The 23,581-nt window shown below is 58.3% G+C and carries 26 protein-coding genes; 15 read left to right on the plus strand and 11 right to left on the minus strand.

The genetic code is table 11. The features are described 5' to 3' along the window. Positions 1 to 36 precede the first annotated feature (36 nt). The 6 genes from BM395_RS15695 to BM395_RS15715 all read right to left on the minus strand — a co-directional run bounded on the left by BM395_RS15695 (position 37) and on the right by BM395_RS15715 (position 3,855). Positions 37 to 240, minus strand: a complete 204-nt coding sequence (locus tag BM395_RS15695; RefSeq protein ID WP_069901489.1) for a DUF1656 domain-containing protein — start codon at positions 238 to 240, stop codon at positions 37 to 39. Next, a complete protein-coding gene (locus BM395_RS15700; protein ID WP_090513483.1) occupies positions 227 to 2,215 on the minus strand; it encodes an FUSC family protein in 1,989 nt (662 codons plus the stop codon). The genes BM395_RS15695 and BM395_RS15700 overlap by 14 nt, the downstream gene beginning before the upstream one ends. Before the next feature lie 258 nt (positions 2,216 to 2,473). Continuing rightward, positions 2,474 to 2,584 (minus strand): cytochrome c oxidase subunit CcoM, encoded by a 111-nt coding sequence (ccoM, locus tag BM395_RS23750; RefSeq protein ID WP_275941849.1) that lies wholly within the window; start codon positions 2,582 to 2,584, stop codon positions 2,474 to 2,476. Between the two features lie 154 nt (positions 2,585 to 2,738). Continuing rightward, complete coding sequence (locus tag BM395_RS23385; RefSeq protein WP_090513485.1) at positions 2,739 to 2,900, minus strand: hypothetical protein; 162 nt, start codon at positions 2,898 to 2,900, stop codon at positions 2,739 to 2,741. Beyond that, positions 2,897 to 3,499: an alpha-ketoglutarate-dependent dioxygenase AlkB family protein gene (locus BM395_RS15710; RefSeq protein WP_090513488.1), complete on the minus strand. Its 603-nt coding sequence runs from the start codon at positions 3,497 to 3,499 to the stop codon at positions 2,897 to 2,899. Before BM395_RS15710 ends, BM395_RS23385 begins: the two co-directional genes overlap by 4 nt. Positions 3,500 to 3,543: 44 nt before the next feature. Next, complete coding sequence (locus BM395_RS15715; RefSeq protein ID WP_090513491.1) at positions 3,544 to 3,855, minus strand: aspartate-semialdehyde dehydrogenase; 312 nt, start codon at positions 3,853 to 3,855, stop codon at positions 3,544 to 3,546. 165 nt (positions 3,856 to 4,020) lie between these two features. Here BM395_RS15715 and rapA point away from each other — a divergent pair, with 165 nt between their 5' ends. After that, complete coding sequence (gene rapA / locus BM395_RS15720) at positions 4,021 to 6,864, plus strand: RNA polymerase-associated protein RapA (protein ID WP_090513494.1); 2,844 nt, start codon at positions 4,021 to 4,023, stop codon at positions 6,862 to 6,864. 196 nt (positions 6,865 to 7,060) lie between these two features. Further along, a complete protein-coding gene (locus tag BM395_RS15725; protein ID WP_170860610.1) occupies positions 7,061 to 8,722 on the plus strand; it encodes a GGDEF domain-containing protein in 1,662 nt (553 codons plus the stop codon). Positions 8,723 to 8,733: 11 nt separating this feature from the next. Here BM395_RS15725 and BM395_RS15730 read toward each other — a convergent pair whose 3' ends face one another. Next, on the minus strand, positions 8,734 to 9,525 hold the full coding sequence (locus BM395_RS15730; RefSeq protein WP_090513500.1) for a hydroxypyruvate isomerase family protein: 792 nt from the start codon (positions 9,523 to 9,525) through the stop codon (positions 8,734 to 8,736). Beyond that, on the minus strand, positions 9,522 to 10,412 hold the full coding sequence (locus tag BM395_RS15735) for an NAD(P)-dependent oxidoreductase (protein ID WP_090513503.1): 891 nt from the start codon (positions 10,410 to 10,412) through the stop codon (positions 9,522 to 9,524). The genes BM395_RS15730 and BM395_RS15735 overlap by 4 nt, the downstream gene beginning before the upstream one ends. 158 nt (positions 10,413 to 10,570) lie before the next feature. On the opposite strand from BM395_RS15735, the gene BM395_RS15740 reads away from it, so the two are divergent. Both BM395_RS15740 and BM395_RS15745 read left to right on the plus strand, forming a co-directional pair. Next, positions 10,571 to 10,924, plus strand: a complete 354-nt coding sequence (locus tag BM395_RS15740) for a RidA family protein (RefSeq protein ID WP_069901480.1) — start codon at positions 10,571 to 10,573, stop codon at positions 10,922 to 10,924. A 5-nt stretch (positions 10,925 to 10,929) separates the two neighbouring features. Beyond that, complete coding sequence (locus BM395_RS15745) at positions 10,930 to 11,751, plus strand: AraC family transcriptional regulator (RefSeq protein WP_090513506.1); 822 nt, start codon at positions 10,930 to 10,932, stop codon at positions 11,749 to 11,751. Between the two features lies 1 nt (position 11,752). Here BM395_RS15745 and BM395_RS15750 read toward each other — a convergent pair whose 3' ends face one another. Further along, positions 11,753 to 12,340, minus strand: a complete 588-nt coding sequence (locus tag BM395_RS15750; protein ID WP_090513509.1) for a LysE family translocator — start codon at positions 12,338 to 12,340, stop codon at positions 11,753 to 11,755. A 117-nt stretch (positions 12,341 to 12,457) separates the two neighbouring features. Between BM395_RS15750 and BM395_RS15755 the strand changes: the two genes are divergently transcribed. The 5 genes from BM395_RS15755 to phnE all read left to right on the plus strand — a co-directional run bounded on the left by BM395_RS15755 (position 12,458) and on the right by phnE (position 16,264). Next, positions 12,458 to 12,820: a VOC family protein gene (locus tag BM395_RS15755; protein ID WP_090513513.1), complete on the plus strand. Its 363-nt coding sequence runs from the start codon at positions 12,458 to 12,460 to the stop codon at positions 12,818 to 12,820. 207 nt (positions 12,821 to 13,027) lie between these two features. Further along, on the plus strand, positions 13,028 to 13,879 hold the full coding sequence (locus BM395_RS15760; protein WP_090513516.1) for a putative selenate ABC transporter substrate-binding protein: 852 nt from the start codon (positions 13,028 to 13,030) through the stop codon (positions 13,877 to 13,879). Then, positions 13,876 to 14,679 carry a phosphonate ABC transporter ATP-binding protein gene (locus BM395_RS15765; RefSeq protein ID WP_090513519.1) on the plus strand — a complete coding sequence of 268 codons (804 nt, stop codon included), beginning with the start codon at positions 13,876 to 13,878 and terminating at the stop codon, positions 14,677 to 14,679. The genes BM395_RS15760 and BM395_RS15765 overlap by 4 nt, the downstream gene beginning before the upstream one ends. Then, positions 14,673 to 15,500: a PhnE/PtxC family ABC transporter permease gene (locus tag BM395_RS15770; protein WP_090513522.1), complete on the plus strand. Its 828-nt coding sequence runs from the start codon at positions 14,673 to 14,675 to the stop codon at positions 15,498 to 15,500. The genes BM395_RS15765 and BM395_RS15770 overlap by 7 nt, the downstream gene beginning before the upstream one ends. After that, positions 15,497 to 16,264, plus strand: a complete 768-nt coding sequence (phnE, locus tag BM395_RS15775; RefSeq protein WP_090513526.1) for a phosphonate ABC transporter, permease protein PhnE — start codon at positions 15,497 to 15,499, stop codon at positions 16,262 to 16,264. Before BM395_RS15770 ends, phnE begins: the two co-directional genes overlap by 4 nt. A gap of 21 nt (positions 16,265 to 16,285) precedes the next feature. Here phnE and BM395_RS23790 read toward each other — a convergent pair whose 3' ends face one another. Then, positions 16,286 to 17,017: a DUF5064 family protein gene (locus tag BM395_RS23790; protein WP_335722231.1), complete on the minus strand. Its 732-nt coding sequence runs from the start codon at positions 17,015 to 17,017 to the stop codon at positions 16,286 to 16,288. Positions 17,018 to 17,077: 60 nt separating this feature from the next. Beyond that, the gene (locus BM395_RS15790) at positions 17,078 to 17,395 is read right to left on the minus strand and encodes a DUF2288 domain-containing protein (RefSeq protein WP_090513529.1); all 318 of its coding nucleotides are present in this window, start codon (positions 17,393 to 17,395) and stop codon (positions 17,078 to 17,080) included. A 283-nt stretch (positions 17,396 to 17,678) separates the two neighbouring features. Between BM395_RS15790 and BM395_RS15795 the strand changes: the two genes are divergently transcribed. The 6 genes from BM395_RS15795 (at position 17,679) to BM395_RS15820 (ending at position 23,541) form a co-directional block, all read left to right on the plus strand. Beyond that, a complete protein-coding gene (locus tag BM395_RS15795) occupies positions 17,679 to 18,800 on the plus strand; it encodes a branched-chain amino acid ABC transporter substrate-binding protein (protein WP_090513532.1) in 1,122 nt (373 codons plus the stop codon). Positions 18,801 to 18,919: 119 nt separating this feature from the next. After that, positions 18,920 to 19,843, plus strand: a complete 924-nt coding sequence (gene livH / locus BM395_RS15800) for a high-affinity branched-chain amino acid ABC transporter permease LivH (RefSeq protein ID WP_069901470.1) — start codon at positions 18,920 to 18,922, stop codon at positions 19,841 to 19,843. Next, complete coding sequence (locus tag BM395_RS15805; protein ID WP_371850774.1) at positions 19,840 to 21,108, plus strand: high-affinity branched-chain amino acid ABC transporter permease LivM; 1,269 nt, start codon at positions 19,840 to 19,842, stop codon at positions 21,106 to 21,108. Before livH ends, BM395_RS15805 begins: the two co-directional genes overlap by 4 nt. After that, positions 21,105 to 21,872 carry a high-affinity branched-chain amino acid ABC transporter ATP-binding protein LivG gene (gene livG, locus BM395_RS15810; protein ID WP_069901469.1) on the plus strand — a complete coding sequence of 256 codons (768 nt, stop codon included), beginning with the start codon at positions 21,105 to 21,107 and terminating at the stop codon, positions 21,870 to 21,872. Before BM395_RS15805 ends, livG begins: the two co-directional genes overlap by 4 nt. Next, entirely contained in the window at positions 21,872 to 22,573 is a 702-nt protein-coding gene (locus tag BM395_RS15815) for an ABC transporter ATP-binding protein (protein WP_090513535.1), read from the plus strand. The genes livG and BM395_RS15815 overlap by 1 nt, the downstream gene beginning before the upstream one ends. Before the next feature lie 86 nt (positions 22,574 to 22,659). After that, positions 22,660 to 23,541 (plus strand): LysR substrate-binding domain-containing protein, encoded by an 882-nt coding sequence (locus BM395_RS15820; RefSeq protein ID WP_069901467.1) that lies wholly within the window; start codon positions 22,660 to 22,662, stop codon positions 23,539 to 23,541. Positions 23,542 to 23,581 lie beyond the last annotated feature (40 nt).

Below are 23,581 nucleotides of genomic sequence, written 5' to 3' on the forward strand. Positions count from 1 at the left end.
GGCAACGCCGCAGCGTTGCTTCCTGGTTGACCAATACTAGTGCCCGAGCACCGCTACAACCGCGGCCAGCACGCAAATAAATAATGCGAAATCAAACAGTGCTTCGTGCCAGATCCAGCGGGTAAACCCCACACGCTGCAACAGCCACCGCAGCAAGCCGGTCAATAGCAGCGCCAGCACCGCGTAAATCAAAAAGGGGCTGAGCAGCACGCCACCCACCGACCATTCATGCAACCCCATAAGCCTCCCCTTGTATGGCGCGCCAGTGCCGCCAGCCACCGCGCAATTGCAAAAGTGCAGCTTGCGCCAGACGCAATTCAATCCGCGATGGCTGACTGCGAATAGCGGCCAGCAGTCGTTCGCCAGCCTGCTCCAGTGCGCCTTCACGGCCATTGTTCGGGCCATCGAGCAAGAACTCTTCGAGACACGCCATGAAATCGCTCTCGACCGCTTCCAGCCCGGAACCCGCAGCCGCGAGGCAGCCGCGCAGGTGGATTAACTCATCCCCCAGATCAAGACTGGCGACGCCATCATCCCAGCGGCTGCGTGTTGCATCAGGCAGCGCGGGGTAATGCCGCGCCAACTGCAGCAAGCGGTCAGCCATGCGCCCACCGAACCAGTTCTCGGCATCGACCAGGCGGCGATTGGTCAGCCGCGCCAGATCCGCGCGAATGGCCTTGAGCAAGCGCTGCCCGTGCCATACCGGATTACGCAGCGTCACCAGATTGAACGCCAATACCGCAAAACCAACCCCGATCAGCATGGCCAATGCGCTGTTGAGGAAGTAGTCGACATCGTAGGTCATGCTGTTTTGCGGCGAGATCAGCACAATGAAATGCAGGCAGAACGAGGTCGCCGTGGCGCCAATTTTCGGATTGGCCATGCCCAGTGCGCCGAAGAACAAAGGCGCGCCCATGACGATACACAGCATGGGGAATCCGGTGACCTGCGGCAACAACAACTCACCGGCCACAAATGCCACGGGGATCGCCAGGAGAATACCGCGCAGAAACATCATGCCGATTTGCGCCGCGTTATCACGGCTGGCAAACAGGCTGCAAACCACCGCACATAACAACAGTGCGCCGGATGCCGCTGTCCAGGCTGTTGCGATCCAGAATGCCGACAGCGACAGGAAAGCCAGCGCACTGCGCGCCCCGTAAACCGCCGAAGTCTGCCAGTCGCGGTGCCATGACAAAGGCTCCGGCGCATCATCGGGGGCGACGCCCACCTCAACGGCGTGCAACGACTCGCTCGCGGTTTGCACCCGATGCATCAACAGCGCCAAGCGCTCCAGACAAAATTGCTGCTCGGCGCTCCAGTGCGGCTCCAGCGCCTCTTTCGAGAGCTTTTCGGCCAGCACCTGAAATTGCTCAACCTGCGTTTGCTGGAGCACCTCACTCACTTGCGAACGCCAGGTTTGCAAGGCATCCGCCTGCTCAGCCGACAATTGCCGCCATTGCCGCGCCACACCCCGGGCCAGGCGCAAGACCCCGAGCAGGTCGCGACTCAACACCCGCAGTGCCGCCGCCCGCTGGCGGCCGCGATTGCCTTCGAACCAGGCGTGTTCTCGCTGCGAGTCCACGGCCACCAACCGGCCCAGGACCTCGAGCAAGCCCCTGCGGGCGTGCGCTTCGCCGTTAAGCGCAAGACGCGCCGCATTGATCCCCGACTGCCAGGCAACCTGGGCTTGCTGGGCGAGTTGGTGCTCAACCCTTTGCGGCCAGAGAATGGCGCTGACCAGCGTAGCGCAGATAATGCCCAGACAAATTTCGGTGCTGCGCGCCACGGCCTGATCAAACACAGTCAAAGGCACCGAGATCGCAGGCAAGGCAATAATTGCCACCGTGTAGCCCGAGAGCAAAAATGAATACGACCAGGCACTGCGCAGCATGGTGGCGGCAGCGGTACACAGCGCCAACCACAAGCCCAACGCCCCCAGAAACAGCCATGGGGTTTGCGCAAACAGCGCGATGAACACCACTGAAACCGATGTACCGATCAGCGTGCCAACCAAACGCGCCAAGCCCTTCTGCACCACCATGCCGGATAACGGTTGGGCCACGATGAAAGCAGTCATCAGCGACCATGAGGGTTCTTCGAGCCCAAGGCGCATGGCCAGCCAAAGCGCCAGTAAACCGCCAAGCACAGTCTTGATCGCGAATTGCACCGCTTGAGTTCTTGGCGCGAAAAGCGCCAACAAGGTATCGCGCATGGTGGGAACCAATAGGATTACACAATAAGAAGGTAGCGGATCACGGCCAGAACGACAGTGATAGCAAGCAAACCATTAGCCTGCTAACTATATACAATGAAGTATATGAAGGGAAAGATGCCGCCGCAGGCTTTTTGTTCTGCCACGGCGAAATGCCACTACTTCATGGCGAAGAGTGCTGAAAAAAGCCAAAAAAATAGGCGACTTAATGAAGTCGCCCAAACTGCCTTGCGTGCTCTTGATCGGAAGAACCAGACCCTATTTGTGGTCGTGAGCGTCCTTCCAGATGAAATATCCGACACCGCCAAAGAAGACGAACATGAGCGCTACCACGGCAACACCAGCGAAAACGACATGATCAAAAAACATAAAAGCCTCCTAAGGACTAACCTTGTCTCGATGGCTTAAAGTTAATGGATCAGCGCGATGCAAAACTTGACCTGGATCAACAGGCCGCAGGCATTGGCGAGAGCAAGCTATAGACACTGATCTGGATCAAGAAAATCAGCGGTAGATGAGGGAGTTAGCGCTTCTTGGGTTTCTTGCCCGGCTTCTTTTTAGCCTTGCTAAGAGGCAGCACCTGCTCGAAGACCTTGCGCATGTCATCGAGTTTTTTGTCGTGCAGGTCATGGATGCGCTTGCTGCGCTCGGTCGAAAAGTCGATCAGATTATCGTCGCCACTCATGCTGGTAACCGTAGTAAACGAAAGGTCAAATTCAGGCGAGGCTCGCACGCACTGCGGGTTTTCGCCACCTGATGCTGCCAATGATGCTGTGTTGGGCCGCGCATGACCAGTAGCGAGCCGTGTTCAAGTGCAAGCGAATGTTCAATTCGGCTCTGGCCTTTGCGGCGCAGATCGAAGCGCCGCGTGCCGCCGAGGCTCAACGAGGCGATCACCGGATTGCGCCCAAGCACGGCCTCATCATCGCTGTGCCAGCCCATTGAGTCCTGACCATCACGGTAATAGTTGAGCAGCAGCCCATTGAATGACTGGCCTGCGGCGGTCTCCACTTGCTGGCGAATCTCACTGAGCAGCGGCGTCCACGGCAACGGCACATGGGTGTAACCGCTGTAGCGGTAACTGGCCTCGGCATCGCCATACCAAGCCTCCAGCCGGGGCACGAGGTGGCGCTTGCCGTACAGCTGCAGTTCGGGTTGCTGCCAGGGCGTCTGTTCGACCAGTTGCTGCAATAGCTGACTCGCACGCTCCGCGTCCAGCCAGCGCGCGTGCCATTCAAGCTCGCCATCGGCTAACGGCAGAGTGCTCTGGTCAAACAAGCTCATGGGGGTTCCCGGCAATTGCAGGTGATTTGAGATAATTGCAGGCCTCAAACTTCAATATCAACCCACACGCCCTGACGCGGCAAGTCGTCCTCGATTAGTGGATGTTCAGCTACAGGTTCAGCCGGCTCGGCCTCTTCCTCGCCATCCGGCGCAGCGTCCATAACCTGACGCTGGCGGCGACGCTGTTCTTCGCGCAACAAGTCCTGAACATCCTGAGGATGGCGCTTATCGAGATTCAACGCGCTCTCGCTCGATGTCTCGGCAGCCGGCGTCACCGCGGCAACCACCGGTTTGGGTTTATTGACATCTTGCTGCGCCGTTACGGGCGGCAGGCTCTGCGGTATCGGCGGCAACATGCATTGACTCTCCTTTTGTCAGACTGTCGGCCCCGGTGATCACTACTTGAGTCGAGCCTCGCTACACTTTTGCCATTAATCATAAGCGGAATCTGATAATGCGCCTTGGGTCTTGGGTCTCGGTTCCGTTACCATAGTCGGCTTTTTCACGCACAGGAGACAGGCATGGCGCAGTTTGAACCGGGGCAACGCTGGATTAGTGACAGCGAAGCGGAGCTGGGCTTGGGAACCATCCTCATGCAGGAAGGCCGCATGCTCACTGTGCTCTTCCCGGCGACGGGCGAAACACGCCAATACGCGGCGCGCAATGCACCGCTGACCCGCGTGCGCTTTTCTCCTGGTGACGAGATCACTCATTTCGAAGGCTGGAAACTGACCGTACAGGAAGTCGACGATATCGACGGCCTGCTGGTTTATCACGGCCTCAATGAGCAGCATCAGAGCATTACGCTGCCGGAGACTCAGCTCTCCAACTTCATCCAGTTCCGTCTTGCCAGCGACCGCCTGTTTGCCGGGCAGATTGATCCACTGGCCTGGTTCGGCCTGCGTTATCGCACGCTCGAATTTACCAGCAAACAACTGCAGTCGAAACTGTGGGGCTTAGGCGGCGTGCGTGCCCAACCGATCGCGCACCAGTTGCACATCGCCCGCGAAGTGGCCGACCGGGTTGCGCCGCGCGTACTGCTGGCGGACGAAGTGGGTCTGGGTAAAACCATCGAAGCCGGTCTGGTTATTCACCGCCAACTGCTTTCGGGCCGTGCCAGCCGCATCCTGATTCTGGTGCCGGAAAACCTCCAGCACCAGTGGCTGGTCGAAATGCGCCGCCGCTTCAACCTCGACGTCGCCCTGTTTGACGCCGAACGCTTCATCGAAAGCGATGCCAGCAACCCGTTTGAAGATTGCCAACTGGCGCTGGTCGCGCTTGAGTGGCTGCGTGAAGACGAGAAAGCTCAAGACGCATTGTTTGCTGCCGGCTGGGATTTGATGGTCGTCGACGAGGCCCATCACCTGGTTTGGCATCCGGAAAAAAGCAGCCCGGAATATGCGCTGGTCGAACAGCTTGCCGAGGTTATCCCGGGCGTCCTGCTGCTCACCGCAACGCCAGAGCAATTGGGACAAGACAGCCACTTTGCGCGCTTGCGCCTGCTCGACCCGCACCGTTTCCATGACCTTGAAGCGTTCCGCGCCGAAAGCGCCAACTACCGTCCGGTGGCCGAAGCCGTTCAAGAGCTGCTCGACCACGGCCAGCTCTCTGCCGGTGCACATAAAACTGTGCATGACTTCCTCGGCGCCGAAGGCGAAGAGCTGCTGGATGCCGTGAACAAGGGTGACGCCGAAGCATCAGCGCGACTGGTTCGCGAGCTGCTAGACCGCCACGGCACCGGCCGCCTGCTTTTCCGTAACACCCGCGCGGCGGTACAAGGCTTCCCCGAGCGCGAACTGCACCCCTACCCGCTGCCGAGCCCGGACGAATACCTGGAGCTGCCAATTGGCGAGCACCCGGATCTTTATCCCGAGGTCAGCTATCAGGCCCAGCCTGAGGTTGAGGACGAGCAGCGCTGGTGGCGCATCGACCCACGCGTAGAGTGGTTGATCGACACCCTGAAGATGCTCAAGAAGTTCAAGGTGCTGGTGATTTGTGCGCACGCCGAAACGGCCATGGATCTTGAAGATGCCCTGCGCGTTCGCTCCGGCATCCCGGCGACTGTGTTCCATGAAGGCATGAGCATTCTTGAGCGCGACCGGGCAGCGGCATACTTTGCAGACGAAGAGTTTGGCGCCCAAGTACTGATCTGCTCGGAAATCGGCAGCGAAGGTCGCAACTTCCAGTTTGCCCACCATCTGGTGCTGTTCGACCTGCCAGCTCACCCGGATCTGCTTGAGCAGCGCATTGGCCGTCTCGACCGTATTGGCCAGAAGCACCGCATTCAACTGCACGTGCCGTATCTGGAAAACAGCCCGCAAGAGCGCTTGTTCCAGTGGTATCACGAAGCGCTGAACGCGTTCCTCGCAACTTGCCCGACCGGCAACGCGCTGCAGCATAAGTTCGGCAGCCGCATGCTGCCACTGCTTGAAGGCGGTGATGACGGCCAATGGCAAGAACTGGCTGACGAATGCAAGGCCGAGCGTCTGCGCCTTGAAGATGAACTGCACGCTGGCCGCGACCGCCTGCTGGAACTCAACTCGGGCGGTGCTGGCGAAGGCGAGCAGCTGGTCGAGGAAATTCTCGAACAGGACGACCAATTCGCCCTGCCGATCTACATGGAACAGTTGTTCAACGCTTTCGGCATCGACAGCGAAGACCATTCCGACAACGCCCTGATCCTGCGCCCGAGCGAGAAAATGCTCGATGCCAGCTTCCCGCTGGGCAGCGACGAAGGCGTGACCATCACCTATGACCGCGACCTGGCACTGGCCCGCGAAGACATGCAGTTCCTCACGTGGGAGCACCCAATGGTTCAAGGCGGCATGGATCTGGTGCGTTCAGGCTCAATGGGCAACACCGGCGTCGCGCTGATCAAAAACAAGGCCCTCAAGCCAGGTACCGTTCTGCTTGAGCTGCTTTACGTCAGTGAAGTAGTAGCGCCACGCGCACTGCAATTGGGTCGCTACTTGCCACCCGCTGCATTGCGTTGCCTGCTCGACGCCAATGGCAATGATCTGGCCAGCAAGGTGGCGTTCGAAACCCTCAACGACCAGCTCGAAAGCGTGCCACGCGCCAGCGCCAACAAGTTTGTGCAGGCGCAACGTGATGCGCTCAACCCGCAGATCAGTGTCGGCGAAGACAAGGTTTCACCGCGCCATCTGGAGCGTGTTGCCGACGCTAAACATCGTCTGGCGGCTGATCTCGATGAAGAGCTTGCCCGCTTGACCGCCCTGCAGGCAGTCAACCCGAGTGTGCGCGACAGCGAACTGGAAACCTTGCGCCAAATCCGCAGCAAAGGCCTGGCAGCACTGGACAAGGCAGCGCTGCGCCTCGAAGCCATTCGGGTGTTGGTCGCGGGATAAAGAACAGTCCAGGGTGCCCGAGTAACCTTGTTTTTTTCAGGGTTTTAGGGCACTAATGGAGAGTGTCTCTTTACAAGGTTCAAGCAAACGGACTCGAGTACAGGCGCGGGTGTTCTACACTTGGCTTTCAGATGATGCCCATTTGATGGCACACTTCACACCAGTACTCGACACTCGCCGATTGCGAAAGGAATCCATGAGCGCGATACGCCGCTTCTGCCGAGCGACCAAGCTCGGGAATCTGCTGATTATCACAACAGTCCTGCTCTGTTGTCTGACATCGCCTCTCGCCGCTGCAGAACCTATTCGCCTGCAACTCCGCTGGCTGCACCAATTTCAGTTTGCCGGCTATTACATGGCCAAGGAAAAAGGCTTCTATCGCGAGGCCGGCATGGATGTGGATATCGTTGAGGGTGGGCCGAATGCGCCCAAGGCGATCGACAGCATGCTCTCCGGTGAAAGCGACTTTGCCATCGCCAACAGTGGGCTGGTAATCGCACATATGCAAGGCAAGCCGGTGGTTGCACTGGCGGCGATCATGCAAAGCTCACCCAGCGCCTGGATTGTGCTGGCGGACTCAAATATTTTCACGCCGCTGGACCTTGCCGATAAGCGCCTGATGCTGCTGCCCTTGCCGGAAAGTGCCGAGCTACGCCTGACCCTGTTGCGCGAAGGAATAAGCCTCAACAACCTGAACATCACCAACGCCAGTTTCAATCCACAGGACCTTATCGATCACAAGATTGATGCCTACGACGGCTACAGCACCAACGAGCCCTTCTGGCTCGAGCAACAAGGTGTGCCGTACCGGCTGATCCGGCCACGCGAATACGGGGTGAACTTCTACAACGACATCCTTACCACGCGCACAACCCTGATCGAGCAACGCCCGGAGATGGTCGACGCCTTTGTTCGTGCGAGCTTGCAGGGCTGGCAATACGCGCTGGATCATATCGAAGAAACCATTGCAGTTATCCACGCGCAATACGCGCCAAACAAGAGCCTTGAGCACCTGCGCTTTGAAGCCGAGGCAATCCGCGAGCTGGTGATGCCGGAACTGGTGCAAATCGGCCATATGAATCCGGGTCGCTGGAAAACCATCGCCGCCAGCTATAAAGAGCTGGGCATGGCCGATGGTCCGCTCGACCTTGAGCAATTCATTTATCACCACAAAGAACCCGCAGATTACAGCCGCTTGTATGCCTTGCTCGCTGCCAGCCTGCTGGTGTTATTGTTGGTGGGCGCATTTGCCTTGCGTCTGACGCGACTCACCGGCCGCCTGCGCCGCGAGGTGTCCGCGCGAATAGAGGTTGAGCACGAACTGCTGAAAACCAACCAGCAATTGGAGAAACTGGCCAATACCGATCGCCTTACAGGCTTGTGGAATCGCCTTAAGCTGGAGGAAGTTGCCAACATCGAAATCCGCCGTGCCGAGCGCTACGACTTTGCTCTGAGCCTACTGTTTTTTGATATCGATCACTTCAAAGCCATTAACGACCAATACGGTCACGAGGTTGGCGATCAAACCCTGGCCTGCCTCAGCGAGCTGCTCCAGCAGCACCTGCGCGAAGCGGACAGCCTCTGCCGTTGGGGCGGTGAGGAGTTCCTGTTATTGATGCCGCACACCGATCTTTCGCAAGCCAGCAGCATGGCTGAAAAACTGCGCAGCCTGATCGCCAATACGCCGATAACGCCTGAGGTGTCGTTCACCGCAAGCTTCGGGGTGGCCCAATGGCAAAAGGGGCAAAACCTTGACGAACTGATCCAGCAAGCCGACCAGCGCCTGTATCGCGCCAAGGCGCTGGGACGTAATCGGGTCGAGGCCGGCAATGTGACCGTGGTCGCCTCAACCCAATAACCGCAGCGGGCTTAGCTGCCGAGGGTTTTGCGCCACTCAGCCAACCAGTCCAGACTCGCCGTCGTGCCCACATCGCCGGGACGATATTCCGCCGCGATCCAACCCTGATAACCACTGGCTTTGAGCGCCGCCATTGCCGGTGCAAAGTCGACCTCACCGGTCCCAGGCGCACCGCGTCCCGGACAATCGGCAAATTGCACGTGGCCAATTCGCCCGGCCAACAAGGCAATCCCGGCGACCAGCGCAATACCCTGCCGCGCCATGTGATACAGGTCGTACTGGGCCATGAAATTAGGATGATCAACCAGGCGAATCAACTCATCCAGATGCTCCGGGGTATTGATCAGAAAGCCTGGCATATCCAGCGGATTGATCGCCTCCGCGACCAGTTTAATGCCCAGCTGTGCAAAGGCCTCGGCACTCTTGCGCAGGTTTGCGCCCAGAGTGGCCAGTGCCTGCTCACGACTGACGCCCTGAGCAAGGCGTCCCGGCAAGATATTCACCGAGGCCGGACGCACCATCGCGGCGTAGCTGAGCGTCTGCTCCAGCGCCGCATCGAACTCGGCCTGGCGTGCCGGCACGGCGGCAAGACCAGCGCCGCCATCCATGAAATCACCGGCTGGCAGGTTGATCAGCACCAGCGGCATGTCTGCACGCTCCAGCGCCTCCTTGAAGCGAATTGCCGGGACTTCATATGGGAACTGCACTTCGACACCGTCAAAGCCAGCCACGCGAGCGGCCAGAATGCGCTCGATCAAGGGGACTTCGGTAAACATCATCGACAGGTTTGCAGCGATTTTCATGCCTTCGGCTCCCGGTACATTTCAATCAGGGTGGAGGGGTCTCGCGCCGCGTTGCCCTGACTGGCATGCAGGCGCATCAGTTGCGCAGCCAAGCCAGTCGCGGGCGTAGACGACGCGGTTTCGCGGGATAGTTTGACCGCTGTATCGAGGTCTTTGAGGAGTGTACGCACATGCCACTTGATCGGCTCAAACTCGCTGCTGGCCATCTGCGGTGCGAGAATCTGCAGTGGCTTGGAGTCGGCGAAACCACCGGCCAACGCCGAGGCAATCAGCGTGGCATCGACACCCGACTTTTCCGCCAAGGCCACAACCTCGGCGATCACCAGCGCGTTGCAGGCGACGATCATCTGGTTGCAGACCTTGGTCACCTGCCCAGCGCCCACATCGCCCATGCGCGTGAGGCGCTGGCCTAAATTATCGAGCAGCGGCCGCACCCGCTCGATGTCTTCCACGCGCCCGCCGGCCATGATCGCCAGCGTACCGTTTTCAGCGCCCGGCGTACCGCCGGACACTGGTGCATCAACCCAGCGCATGCCGGTTCGCTGCTCAAGCTCAGCGGCCATCTGCCGGGTTGCGCTGGGCTCAAGGCTGGAAAAGTCCAGCAGCAACTGGCCGGGCTTGGCATTCTCGACAATGCCGCCCGGGCCAAATACCACCTCGCGCACCACGCTTGTATCGGCCAGACACAGCATGATGATCTCGGCATCGGCACACAACTGGGCCGGGCTGCTGACAGCGCGGGCACCGGCTTCAAGCAGCGGCTGGCATTTGTCCGGCGAGCGATTCCACACCGTCAACGGATAGCCCGCCGCTAGCAAGCGGCGGGTCATAGGCAGGCCCATCAGGCCTATTCCGGCAAAAGCTACAGCAGGCAGCGACCCAGACATAAATGACTCCATGGTTGGCAAGGGCTTATCTTAAACCCAAAGCCGGTTCGTCATTCACCCTGTTTGCCGATTAGACTAGGGGCTCGCAGGCCTGCAGAATACTGGTGTAAAACGCCATCTGTGGCCTTGATTGTCCCTGCTTAAAAATAAGGAATCCCATGAACATCAGCCGTCACGAAACCTCTGCCCGCATGAGCCGCGTAGTCGTCCACAACAACACTGCCTACCTCTGCGGCCAGGTTGCAGAAGACCGCACGGCGGGCATTGAGGAACAAACCCGGACCATGCTGGCCAAGGTCGATGCGCTGCTGGAATCGGTTGGCAGCAGCCGCAAGCACATCCTTTCCGCCACGCTGTACATCAAGGACATGAGCTTGTTCGCCGGTATGAACAGCGTGTGGGACAGCTGGGTTCCAGAAGGCTTCGCGCCAGCCCGCGCCTGTGTCGAGGCGAGCATGGCCAGCCCGGAACTGCTGGTTGAAGTGTCGGTTATTGCCGCGATTGCCGAGTAAGCTCCATGAGCCTGACCGTGCCGACATTCTGGCGAGCCGCAGCGCTGCCCTTTATCGAGGCGCGGTCAATTCTCGATGGCCGCAAGGTCTGTTATGCGCGCCACGCGCATGCGCACTTTTCAATCGGCGCCATCACCTCGGGCCAGTGCACCTACATTAGCGGTGACCAGCAGCAAGTGATCGGCGAAGGCTGCGTGGTGTTGATGAATCCGCAGGTGGTGCATGCCTGCAATCCGATTGATGGCGAACCTTGGTCGTACCGGATGTTCTACGTCGACTGCCAATGGCTGGCCGCCATACAGGCGCAGCTCGACTCATCGGCCGCGCACTGTTTTCAACCTTACAAGCCGATTCTCACGCACTCACAACAGCTCTTTAGCGCGCTGAACCAGCTGTACATGCAGTTAACTGATGCGGCGCTGAGCACAGCGCAAAAACACACCGCCGCCGAGCAGTTCTTTGTGCAAATGCACGCCGAACTGACGGCAAATGAGCCTGACGCTGAACTCACATCTGCAGTGCATGCAAAGCTGCAATGCGCCGCCGACTATATCCAGGCCCATTGCGCCGAGCCGCTGAGCCTTGAGAAAATCTGTACGGTCGCGGGGCTTTCACGCTCGTATCTGATCCGCGCCTTTGCCCAGCATTTCGGGATGACTCCGCACGCGTATCTGACCAATCAACGCGTGCAACTGGCGCAGCGTTTACTGCAGCGCGGTGAGGTGATTGCCGAAGCGGCGCTGGCCGCCGGGTTTGCCGATCAGGCGCACCTGCAACGCACCTTCAAGCAGCACCTTGCGGCGACGCCCGGGCAATATCGCGGCTGAATCAACTGAGCAGCAAATACACGCAGCAAGCCACCAACAGCGCTGCCATCAGCCGGTTGAACAGGCGCATTGCCGCCGGTGTTTCAAGTACGCCGCGCAAGTAACTGCCCGCCACTGCCCAACTGGCAATTGAGACGTAACAAACCGCGAAGTAAATCAGGCTGAACTCGGCAACCTGACGCAAATTGCCCTCTTCAACAAACAAGCCCATGCCGGCAACACAGGCCATCCATGCTTTTGGATTGAGCCACTGCAACGTTGCGCCATAGAGCATTGAGGGCGCACTCGCCTTCTCGTCACGCCTGATCTGTCCATCATCGACCGCAAGTTTGTAGGCCATGAACAACAAGAAAGCCACGCCGCCCAATTGAATGAACCGGGTCAGCGGCGGCCAGGCGCGCAATACCTCGTGCAGCCCCAAACCGATCAGCACCAGCAACAGGCAGAAGCCAACCGTGGCGCCGGTTACATGGCGCAAGCTGGCCCGCAGTCCAAACTGCACGCCCGCACTCAGCGCGACGATATTCACCGGCCCCGGCGTGATTGATGAGGCCAGCGCAAATGCGGCCATCGACACCCAGATACTCATACACAGCCCTCACTCGTGGTTATCAGGTGCTCACGGTAACGGCCTTGCGCGCGTGCGGATTGAAGGAAAATACCCTTTACTGACAAGACCTTCATACGCTCAGCCAAAGGAGCTGAAATGCCCAGCCACGAGACAATCAATTACGTCGAGTTTGCCGCGCGCGACATTGAAGCAACCAAAGCCTTCTTCAATCGCGCATTCGGCTGGACCTTCGACGATTACGGCCCGGACTATTGCGCGTTCTCAGGACGCGGCCTGGACGGTGGCTTTTATCGCGCCGATATGGCCGCCACCACCGCCAACGGCAGCGCGCTGGTAGTGCTGTACAGCGATGACCTGGAAGCGACACTGAACAAGGTCAGCACTGCTGGCGGGCAGATCAACAAAGCCATTTACAGCTTCCCCGGTGGCCGCCGTTTTCACTTCATCGAACCCAGCGGTAATGAATTTGCGGTGTGGGGGCAGGCGCTGGAGCAGTAACCCGCAGCAATGCACGTCAACTAAGCAGCTGGTATCCAACAAGGCACATTCTCCGCGCATTAACTGCGGCCTCAGCCGCGCATGCGCGGTTTTGCTAAACATTTATCACCGATAAACCTGCAACACGGTATGCTGCGCGCGCCCATTGCATGGCAATTACCTCTATAATTCGCCCGCTTTCCCCGCTATTGAACCGGAGAACCCGTCATGATCAAGCGTACTTTTGTACTCGCTGCAGGCATCGCCCTGTCGCTCTCTGCTGTTTTCGCCAACGCTGCTGATGTTTTGCGCGTCTCGGCCATCCCCGATGAAGCCCCGACCGAACTGCTGCGCAAGTTCAAACCACTGGGCGCCTACCTTGAGCAACAACTTGGCATGAAGGTCGAGTTTGTGCCGGTAGCCGATTACGCCGCAGTGGTTGAGTCGCTGGCATCTGATCGCCTCGACATGGCCTGGCTGGGTGGCTTCACCTTCGTGCAGACCCGCCTGAAAACCGGCAACGCTGTGCCACTGGTGCAGCGCGAGCAGGACGCCGAGTTCACCAGCAAATTCATCAGCGCCGACCCTGCAGTGAAATCGGTTAAAGACCTCAAAGGCAAAACCTTCGCCTTCGGTTCGGTTTCCTCGACTTCCGGCAGCCTGATGCCGCGCTACTTCATGCTTAAAGACGGGATCAAACCGGAAGAATTCTTCAGCCGCGTGGCCTACTCGGGCGCGCACGATGCCACCGCCGCCTGGGTCCAGGCTGGCAAGGCCGATGGCGGCGTGCTCAACGCCTCGGTGTGGGACAAACTGGTTGCGACTGGCAAGGTCGACACCACTAGAGTCAAAGTGATCGCCACGACCCCGACTTACTACGACTACAACTGGACCGTTCGCGGCACTCTCGATCCGGCCCTGCAAGCCAAAATCAAGGCCGCGTTCCTTGCACTGGATCCGGCTAACCCCGAGCAGAAAGCCATTCTGGATCTGCAGGCCGCCAGCCGCTTTATCGAAACCAAGCCTGAGAACTATGCAGGCATTGAGGAAGCAGCGCGCGCAGCTGGCCTGTTGAAGTGAATTTAACGCTTGAAGGCGTGGGTGTTACCCACGCCAATGGTCACGTTGCGCTCAGTGATATTGATTTACGGGTAAAACCGGCTGAGCGCGTCGCGATTATCGGCCCCTCCGGTGCGGGTAAAACCACTCTGCTGCGTTTGCTTGCCACCAGCTTGCAGCCCACCAGCGGCGCAATCAGCCTGCTCGAACAACAGCCCTGGCAAATCGGCACTCGCCAACGCCAGCGCCTGCGTGCGCGTATCGGCCTGATCCATCAGGCGCCACCTTTGCCGCCGCGCCAACGCGTGGTAACGGCGATTCTTGCCGGCAAACTCGGTGAGTGGTCGGCCTTCAAAAGCTTGCTCAACCTGCTCTATCCAGTCGACATCAGCGGCGCCAAAGCGGCGCTGGCACGGCTGGATCTGGCAGACAAACTGTTTGAGCGTTGCGACCAGCTTTCCGGTGGGCAATTACAACGTGTCGGCATCGCCCGCGTGCTTTACCAAAGCCCGCAAATCATCCTTGCCGATGAGCCCGTGTCGGCAATGGACCCGGTTCTGGCCGGCCATACACTCAGCGTGCTCAGCAGTGAAGCGGCCGCCCGCGGCGTCACCCTGCTCGCCAGCCTGCATGCGGTGGACCTGGCCATGGCGCATTTCCCACGGGTAATCGGCGTGCGCGCCGGACGCATTGTTTTTGACCTGCCAAGCGAGCAAGTCAGCCAGGCGCAACTCGACGCACTCTACGCCAATGAACAGCTGCAGCCCGAGCCGAGCATTACTGTGCAGACACCCACCGTGATTCAGATTCCACGATGCTGAAAGCCCACGATCGCGATCCGGCTGCACTGCCCCGGTTAGGCCTGACGCTGCTGGCAATTGTGCTGCTGTGGCCGGGTATCAGGCTCAGTGAAGTTGATCTGGGGGTGTTGTTCGATCCTGAAAACAGCAAAACCATGGGCCAGTTCCTCAGCGGTTTCTGGCCGCCGGCGCATGATCCCGAGTTCCTGCAGATTCTGCTCAAGGCCACACTCGAAACCCTGGCTATCGCCACTGCCGGCATGGCGCTGGCTTTGCTGCTCGCCATTCCATGCTCACTGCTTGCCAGCCGCGCGCTGTCGTTGTCTGCTGCGCACCGTAACGGGCGTCCGGCGTGGTGGTCGCAGGCGTTGCGCTGGCCAGTACGTGGCGTACTTATCTTGCTGCGCAGCGTGCCAGAGGTGGTGTGGGCATTGCTTTTCGTGCGCGCCGTTGGCCTGGGTCCGACTGCTGGGGTGCTGGCGATTGCGATTACCTACAGCGGCATGCTTGGCAAGGTTTACGCGGAAATTTTCGAGTCGGTCGACCCGCGCCCAAGCCGGGCCTTGCTGGTCGCCGGCAGCCCGCGTCTGCTGGCGTTCACCTACGGCGTGCTGCCCAATGCCTCTGCCGAAATGCTTTCGTACACCGTGTATCGCTGGGAATGCGCGGTGCGCGCCTCGGTCGTCATGGGTTTTGTCGGAGCCGGCGGGCTGGGCCAGCAAATTGATTTGTCGTTGCGCATGTTTGCCGGCGGTGAAGTTGCCAGTATGTTGCTGACCTTCCTGCTGCTGGTGTTACTCGCCGATCAACTGAGCCGTGTGCTGCGGGCGAGGCTGCAATGAAGTACGCAGTCAATTATGGCCTGATCGCCGTGCTGTTGATTGCAGTGGTGGCGTCGTTCCAATACCTCAACATTGATCTGCGCCTGCTGTTCGCTGCTGATGGTCTGAGCCAGATGGCCAGTTACGCCAACGGCTTTTTCAGCCCTGATTTTTCAGCCGAACACTGGCGCGCCATCGGCAAAGGCGCGCTGGAAACTCTGGCCATGTCATCCATCGGCACCTTGCTTGCGGCAGTTCTGGGGCTGTTGTTGGCACTGCCTGCGGCGGGACGCTTCGGCTGGCTGGCGCTCAATGGCAGCCGACTGCTGCTTAACGCTCTTCGGGCGATTCCGGAATTGGTCTGGGCCGCGCTGGTCGTGCTCGCGGCCGGCCTTGGCCCCAATGCCGGCACCCTGGCATTGGCCCTGCACACGGCGGGCGTACTAGGCCGGCTGTTTGCCGAAGCACTGGAGAACACACCGGATGAACCGGCACAGGCAATCCGCCTGGCGGGTGGTTCAAAGCTGGTCGCGTTCTGGTATGGGACGTTGCCGGAGGTGTGGCCACAACTCATCGCCTACACCCTGTACCGCTGGGAAAATAATATCCGCATGGCCAGCGTGCTCGGCTTTGTCGGCGCAGGTGGGCTGGGCCAGATGCTCTACTTCCACCTCAGCCTGTTTCAGGAAGCACAGGCTTCAAGCGTAATCATCGCCATGCTGATTCTGGTGCTTGGCGTCGATGCGTTCAGTGGCTGGATACGCCAACGCTGGGTCAGCAACTAAGGCCAACCCAGCATCCGGCGATCAGAGTCCGTCGCTGTCCAGATGATCGAGATTGATCGGATCGCCTGCGTGCAAATCCAGGCGCTTGCGAATATCGGCAAACATCAGGTCGTATTCCTTGTGATTGCGCATGATCAGGCTCTGGTTCACCGGAATCCCGTGCTTGTGCGCGGCGCGGGTAATCACGCTGGCAAAGTTGTATGCCGTATCGCTATGCAGTTTGAACGACTCTTCAAATGAGGTGCCCGACACCTGACCGATCAATTCGATATGCAGCATCTTGCCTTCCGCCGGGTCTTGCACCACATCGTAGTAAATATCGACGTTGAATGCCGGCCGGTCTTTGGTCGCCACCAGATTCACCCGATGCAAGTGGCCAGGGATGTAACGATCCACGGTCATGGCGGGTGCAGCGCTGACCGGTAAAGGCTCCGGCGCTTCTAGTTTTGAGCGAATGTCGGCGAACATCTGATCGTATTCATCATGGTTCTTGGCGATCAGACCTGTCTGGGTCGGCAAGCCGTACTTTTGCGCGATCCGGCTGGCGACACTGCCAAAATTGGGGGCTTCTTCCTTGCTCAGCTCGAACTCTTCCTGAAAGGCCTCGCCAGCAACATTGCCCAACATGGTCATGACCAACTTACGATTGCCATCCGGCAAAAACTTGATGTGGTAGTACAAGTCGACGCTGTAAACAGGCTGGCCGTCGGCCTCGTCGCGGTTGACGCGATGCAAATGTCCCGGCTTGAACATGTTCGAACTCCCTAACTAAGTTTTTGACGCGGCCACAAAAGAGACCGTCAACGCACCGCTTTAGTGCGCAGTAGACGCTTGCGCGCGCTCTTGCACCAACACCCATGGGACTATGACCACCGCCCAAAGTTGCGGGTCGCGCGTGGCCAGACCTTCTGCACAACTGTCTTCCATCTTGCTCAGAACACCACTTTCAAGCCATTGGCGAACCTTGCCATGCTCGTTCTCGGCCACCGCCTCTGCGACGGCCACCAAGTCCGCTGAGCCATCCACCCAGAGTAGAACACCCTTGGCAAAATAGGGCTGTAATTCTTGCCAACTGATAGATGCAGTTTCAGTGAGCAGTTTGGCATAGAGGGTGCTAGGTTGTTCAGTCATGGTGGGCCTTGAATTGTTTGCCGAAATTGATCGGCATCATGATAACGTCGACCAAGTCGCCTGACGTCCAATCTGCGCATCAGGACACGCCGTTTTTCTATACATTTATTGCATTAAAGCGACATCTTCTCGTTTTGCCCCCAAAACCTAGCTTTTCAAGGCGCGAACTCGCGCTCTACACTGTACCGGTACAGTTGCCGGGGGTATGGCCGGGGAGTTCAACCCGGTTCTGCAGCTTTGGCCGCAAGAACTACAACAACGACAAACATAAGAGTGGAGCATTATGAACAAGGCAACTAAGCAAATTACCAAGCTGTTCGCAGCAATGGCGCTGGCTGGCGCAGCTAGCTACTCCATGGCTGCCGACACCATTAAAATCGGTCTGGCGGGTCCGGTTACTGGTGCCGTTGCTCAATACGGGGAAATGCAGTTCATTGGCGCTAAAATGGCCATCGAACAAATCAACAAGGCTGGCGGCGTTAACGGCGCTCAACTCGAAGGCGTGGTTTATGACGACGCTTGCGACCCAAAACAAGCCGTTGCTGTTGCTAACAAAATCGTCAACGACGAAGTCAAGTTCGTGGTTGGCCACCTGTGCTCCAGCTCCACTCAGCCAGCGTCTGACATCTACGAAGACGAAGGCATCCTGATGATCACCGCGGCTTCGACCAGCCCGGACATCACCTCGCGTGGCTATCAGCTGATCTTCCGCACCATCGGTCTCGACAGCCTGCAAGGCCCGACTGCTGGTAACTTCATTGCTGATCACATCAAGCCGAAGAACGTTGCAGTAATCCACGACAAGCAGCAGTACGGTGAAGGCATCGCCACTGCCGTTAAGCAGACGCTTGAAAGCAAAGGCGTGAAGGTTTCTGTGTTCGAAGGCATCAACGCCGGCGACAAAGACTTCTCTTCGATGATCTCCAAGCTCAAGCAAGCGGGCGTGGACTTCGTTTACTACGGTGGCTACCACCCAGAACTGGGCCTGCTGCTGCGTCAGTCGGCTGAGAAAGGCCTTAAGGTCAAGTTCATGGGTCCGGAAGGCGTGGGCAACAAGGAAATCTCGGCCATCGCTGGCCCGGCTTCCGAAGGCCTGCTGGTTACCCTGCCGAAGTCTTTCGACCAGGACCCAGCCAACAAGGCATTGGTTGATGCTTTCAAAGCCAAGAACGAAGACCCAACCGGCCCATTCGTATTCCCAGCTTACGCTGCGGTACAAGTGATCGCTGGCGGTATCGAGAAAGCCGGTAGCACTGACACCGACAAGGTTGCAGCTGCACTGCGCGCCAACAGCTTCAAGACCCCAACCGGTGAACTTTCCTTCGACGAGAAGGGCGATCTGAAGGACTTCAGCTTCGTGGTTTACGAATGGCACCAGGACGGTACAAAAACCGAAGCTAAATAAGCCTCACCTGTCCGAACCCAAAGCCCACTGCATCCGCAGTGGGCTTTGTTTATTAGAAGAATCCCGGTCTTGCGCGGCGCCACAAGCGATGCTTTACGCAACGACCCAGGAGTTAGGCAATGCCTGATCTGTATCACTACCTGCAACAGCTGGTTAATGGCCTGACCATTGGCAGCACCTATGCTCTGATCGCCATCGGCTACACCATGGTCTACGGCATCATCGGCATGATCAACTTCGCCCACGGCGAGGTTTACATGATTGGCTCTTACGTGGTGTTCATCGTAGTTGCCGGTCTTGCCATGTTTGGCATCCATAGTCTGCCCGTTGTGCTGATCGCAGGATTTGCTGCCAGCATTATTGTGGCCAGTGCCTATGGCTACAGTATTGAACGAGTCGCCTACCGGCCTTTGCGCGGCGGCAACCGTTTGATTCCCCTGATTTCCGCAATTGGTATGTCGATATTCCTGCAAAACGAAGTACTTCTGGCGCAGGACTCCAAAGACAAAGCCATCCCCAACCTGCTGCCCGGTAACTTCGTGTTCGGTGAAAACAGCATGAACGGCGTGGTTATCTCCTACATGCAGGTGCTGATCTTCATCGTCACGTTCCTGGTGATGGTTGGCCTGACCTGGTTCATCTCCCGCTCCCGCCTGGGCCGTGCGTGCCGAGCCTGTGCTGAAGATTTGAAGATGGCCAACCTGTTAGGCATCAACACCAATAACATCATCGCCCTGACCTTCGTGATTGGTGCGGCGCTGGCTGCTGTGGCCGCCATGCTGCTGGGCTTGCAATACGGTGTGATCAACCCGCACCTGGGCTTCCTGGCCGGCATCAAAGCCTTCACCGCAGCGGTATTGGGCGGTATCGGCAGTATTCCTGGCGCAGTGCTCGGCGGTTTGGTACTCGGTGTTGCTGAGGCCTTTGGCGCCGATATTTTCGGTGACCAGTACAAAGACGTTGTGGCATTCAGCCTGTTAGTGCTGGTGTTGCTGTTCCGCCCGACTGGCATTTTGGGTCGTCCGGAGGTTGAAAAGGTATGAGTTCGGCAATCACAAAAAACCTCAAGACGGCATTCTTCAGTGCCCTGCTGGTGGTGGCCGTGGCCTATCCGGTGCTGGGACTGAAACTGACTACCGTCGGCATCAAGCTTGAAGTGCACAATGCCAGCCCTGCGGTTCTCTGGACCATCGCCGGGTGCGCCATTGCCATGTTCTTCTGGCAGTTGTTCCGCGATCAGATCAGCTCCGCCTGGTCACATGCACCGAAGTTGCCGGCTGTTCCAAGCAAGGCGACCAACTTCCTGACCCTGCCCTCGACCCAACGCTGGATCATTCTGGGCTTGGTGGTAGTGGCGCTGGCGTGGCCGTTCTTCGGTTCGCGTGGCGCGGTGGACATCGCTACCCTGATCCTGATCTACGTCATGCTCGGCCTCGGCCTGAACATCGTGGTGGGTCTGGCGGGTCTGCTCGACCTCGGTTACGTTGGTTTCTACGCCGTGGGCGCCTACAGCTACGCGCTGCTGTCGCACTATTACGGCCTGGGCTTCTGGGTATGTTTGCCAATCGCCGGCCTGATGGCAGCGTTCTTCGGCTTCATTCTCGGTTTCCCGGTACTGCGTTTACGCGGCGACTATCTGGCGATTGTGACGCTGGGCTTCGGTGAAATTATCCGTATCCTGCTGCGCAACATGACCGAGCTTACCGGCGGCCCGAACGGCATCAGCAACATCGACAAACCAACACTGTTTGGCCTGTCGTTCGAGCGTAAAGCCGCTGAGGGCATGCAAACCTTTCACGAATTCTTCGGCACCGCGTACCAGTCGATCAACAAGGTTATCTTCCTGTACTTGATCGCCCTGCTGCTGGTGTTGGTAACCCTGTTCGTGATCAACCGTTTGCTGCGCATGCCAATCGGCCGCGCGTGGGAAGCTCTGCGTGAAGATGAAATCGCTTGCCGCGCATTGGGCATGAACCCGACCGTGATCAAGCTTTCAGCCTTCACCCTCGGCGCCAGCTTCGCAGGTTTTGCCGGCAGCTTCTTCGCCGCCCGCCAAGGCCTGGTGACACCGGAATCGTTCACCTTCATTGAATCGGCAATCATCCTCGCCATCGTGGTTCTTGGCGGCATGGGCTCACAACTCGGGGTCATTCTGGCCGCGATCGTGATGATCCTCCTGCCGGAACTGATGCGTGAGTTCAGCGAGTACCGCATGTTGTTCTTCGGTGCCCTGATGGTAATGATGATGATTTGGCGTCCGCAGGGCCTGTTGCCCATGCAGCGCCCGCACCTGGAGCTGAAACAATGAGCCGCCCGATTCTAGAAGTAAGCGGCTTATCCATGCGTTTTGGCGGCCTGCTGGCCGTCAACGGCGTGAATCTGTCCGTGCAAGAAAAACAAGTGGTGTCGATGATCGGCCCTAACGGCGCTGGCAAAACCACGGTATTCAACTGCCTCACCGGTTTTTATCAGCCCACCAGCGGCAGCATCCGCCTTAATGGCGAGCAAATCGAAGGCCTGCCGGGCCACAAGATTGCGCGCAAGGGCGTGGTGCGTACATTCCAGAACGTGCGTCTGTTCAAGGACATGACCGCCGTTGAAAACTTGCTGGTGGCGCAACACCGCCACCTCAACACCAACTTTCTGGCTGGCCTGTTCAAGACCCCGGCGTTTCGCAAGAGCGAACGTGAGGCGATGGACTATGCCGCGCATTGGCTGGAGCAGGTCAACCTGACCGAGTTTGCCAACCGCCCTGCCGGCACCCTCGCCTACGGCCAACAGCGTCGCCTGGAAATCGCCCGCTGCATGATGACGCGCCCCAGCATCCTCATGCTCGACGAACCGGCGGCAGGCCTCAACCCACGCGAAACCGACGACCTCAAAGCCCTGATCGGCGTGCTGCGTGATCAGCACAACGTGACGGTGCTATTGATCGAACACGACATGAAGTTGGTGATGAGCATCTCCGACCACATTTTCGTGATCAATCAGGGCACGCCTTTGGCAGACGGAACCCCGGAGCAGATCCGCGATAACCCGGACGTAATCAAAGCCTATCTGGGGGAAGCGTAATGCTCTATTTCGAAAACGTCTCGACCTTTTACGGCAAGATCCAGGCACTGCACGACGTCAATGTTGAAGTGCGTCAGGGTGAAATCGTCACCCTGATCGGCGCCAACGGCGCAGGCAAGTCGACACTGTTGATGACCCTTTGTGGTAATCCGCAGGCCACCAGCGGCAGCATCCGTTATCAGGGTGAAGAACTGGTTGGCATGGACACCCCGAACATCATGCGCAAGAGTATTGCCGTGGTGCCTGAGGGTCGCCGTGTGTTTGCCCGTCTGACCGTTGAAGAAAACCTCGCCATGGGCGGTTTCTTCACTGAAAAAGAAGACTTCCAAATGCAAATGGACAAGGTCCTGCACCTGTTCCCGCGCCTTAAGGAACGCTTCGAGCAACGCGCTGGCACCATGTCCGGTGGTGAGCAGCAGATGCTGGCGATTGGCCGCGCGCTGATGAGCAAACCCAAGCTGTTGCTGCTTGACGAGCCATCACTGGGCCTGGCACCGATCATCATTCAGCAGATCTTCGACATCATCGAACAACTGCGCAAGGACGGTGTAACGGTGTTTCTGGTCGAGCAAAATGCTAACCAGGCATTGAAACTCGCCGATCGTGGCTACGTTCTGGAGAACGGCCGTATTGTCATGGAAGGCAGTGGCCAGGAGCTGCTGACCAACCCGAAAGTACGGGACGCGTACCTGGGCGGTTAACCTCAGTGCTGCATCCAAAAGCCGCTGTGATCAGCGGCTTTTTTTGTTAGGGTGGCAAAGCCCCAGCTTACAAGGATGAAAGACTGATGCGCATCGAGGACCTGAAACTGTTCATGCTCGTCGCCAAATTAGGCAGCTTCACCGCTGCGGCCGACGCCCTGAACTTGCCTCGCTCGAATATCAGCAGGCGCATCAACGACCTCGAATCCGCACTGCAGGGCAAACTCTTCACCCGCACGACCCGCCGTCTGACCCTCACCCCGATTGGCCAGGGCTACCTGACCAGCCTGCAGGAAATCATCCCGGGGCTTGAACACGCCAACGACTCGATCCGCACTCAAAATCAAAATCCGACCGGCAAGATCAAGATCGGCCTGCTCACCGAATCAGACATTCTGATTCACTGGGTGCTACAAGACTTTCTCACGCGCTACCCGAACATCAGCATCGAAACCCACCTGAGCAATCTGGGTTACTACGACATCATGAATTACGGCCTCGACATGGCGATTCATGTCGGCCCGATCAGCGACACAAGCTTCATAGCCCGCCCTATCGCCTCGTTCATCCGCAAGCTTTACGCAAGCCCCGACTACATTGCACGTTACGGAGCGCCGCGGTCACTCGAGGACCTGCACCAGCACAACCTGATCATGCTGCGCTGGCCAAGTGGTCAGCTGGAAAACCTCTGGCGGTTCAAACAGGCAGAAATCAGTATCGAAAGCCGACTGATCTCGAACAACTCCAACTACATCCGCCACGCGGTTTTCCAGGGTGCGGGTATCGCGCTGCTGCCGGAAATAATCGCGCACAAGCACGTGGCTGAAGGAGAGTTAGTCGAAGTGCTGCCCGCCTACGAAATGCAGCTGGAAAATATCTGGCTGGTGTATCCAAGCCGGACCGGCCAATCCTTTGCCTCCCGCCTGCTGATTGAATACCTGCTCGAACAAATTCCGATGATCAAGTGATTGTCCTGTTTGTCAGGACACTGTTCGGAATCCTAGCCGG

The organism is Pseudomonas marincola, assembly GCF_900116605.1.
GTDB classification, from domain to species: domain Bacteria; phylum Pseudomonadota; class Gammaproteobacteria; order Pseudomonadales; family Pseudomonadaceae; genus Aquipseudomonas; species Aquipseudomonas marincola.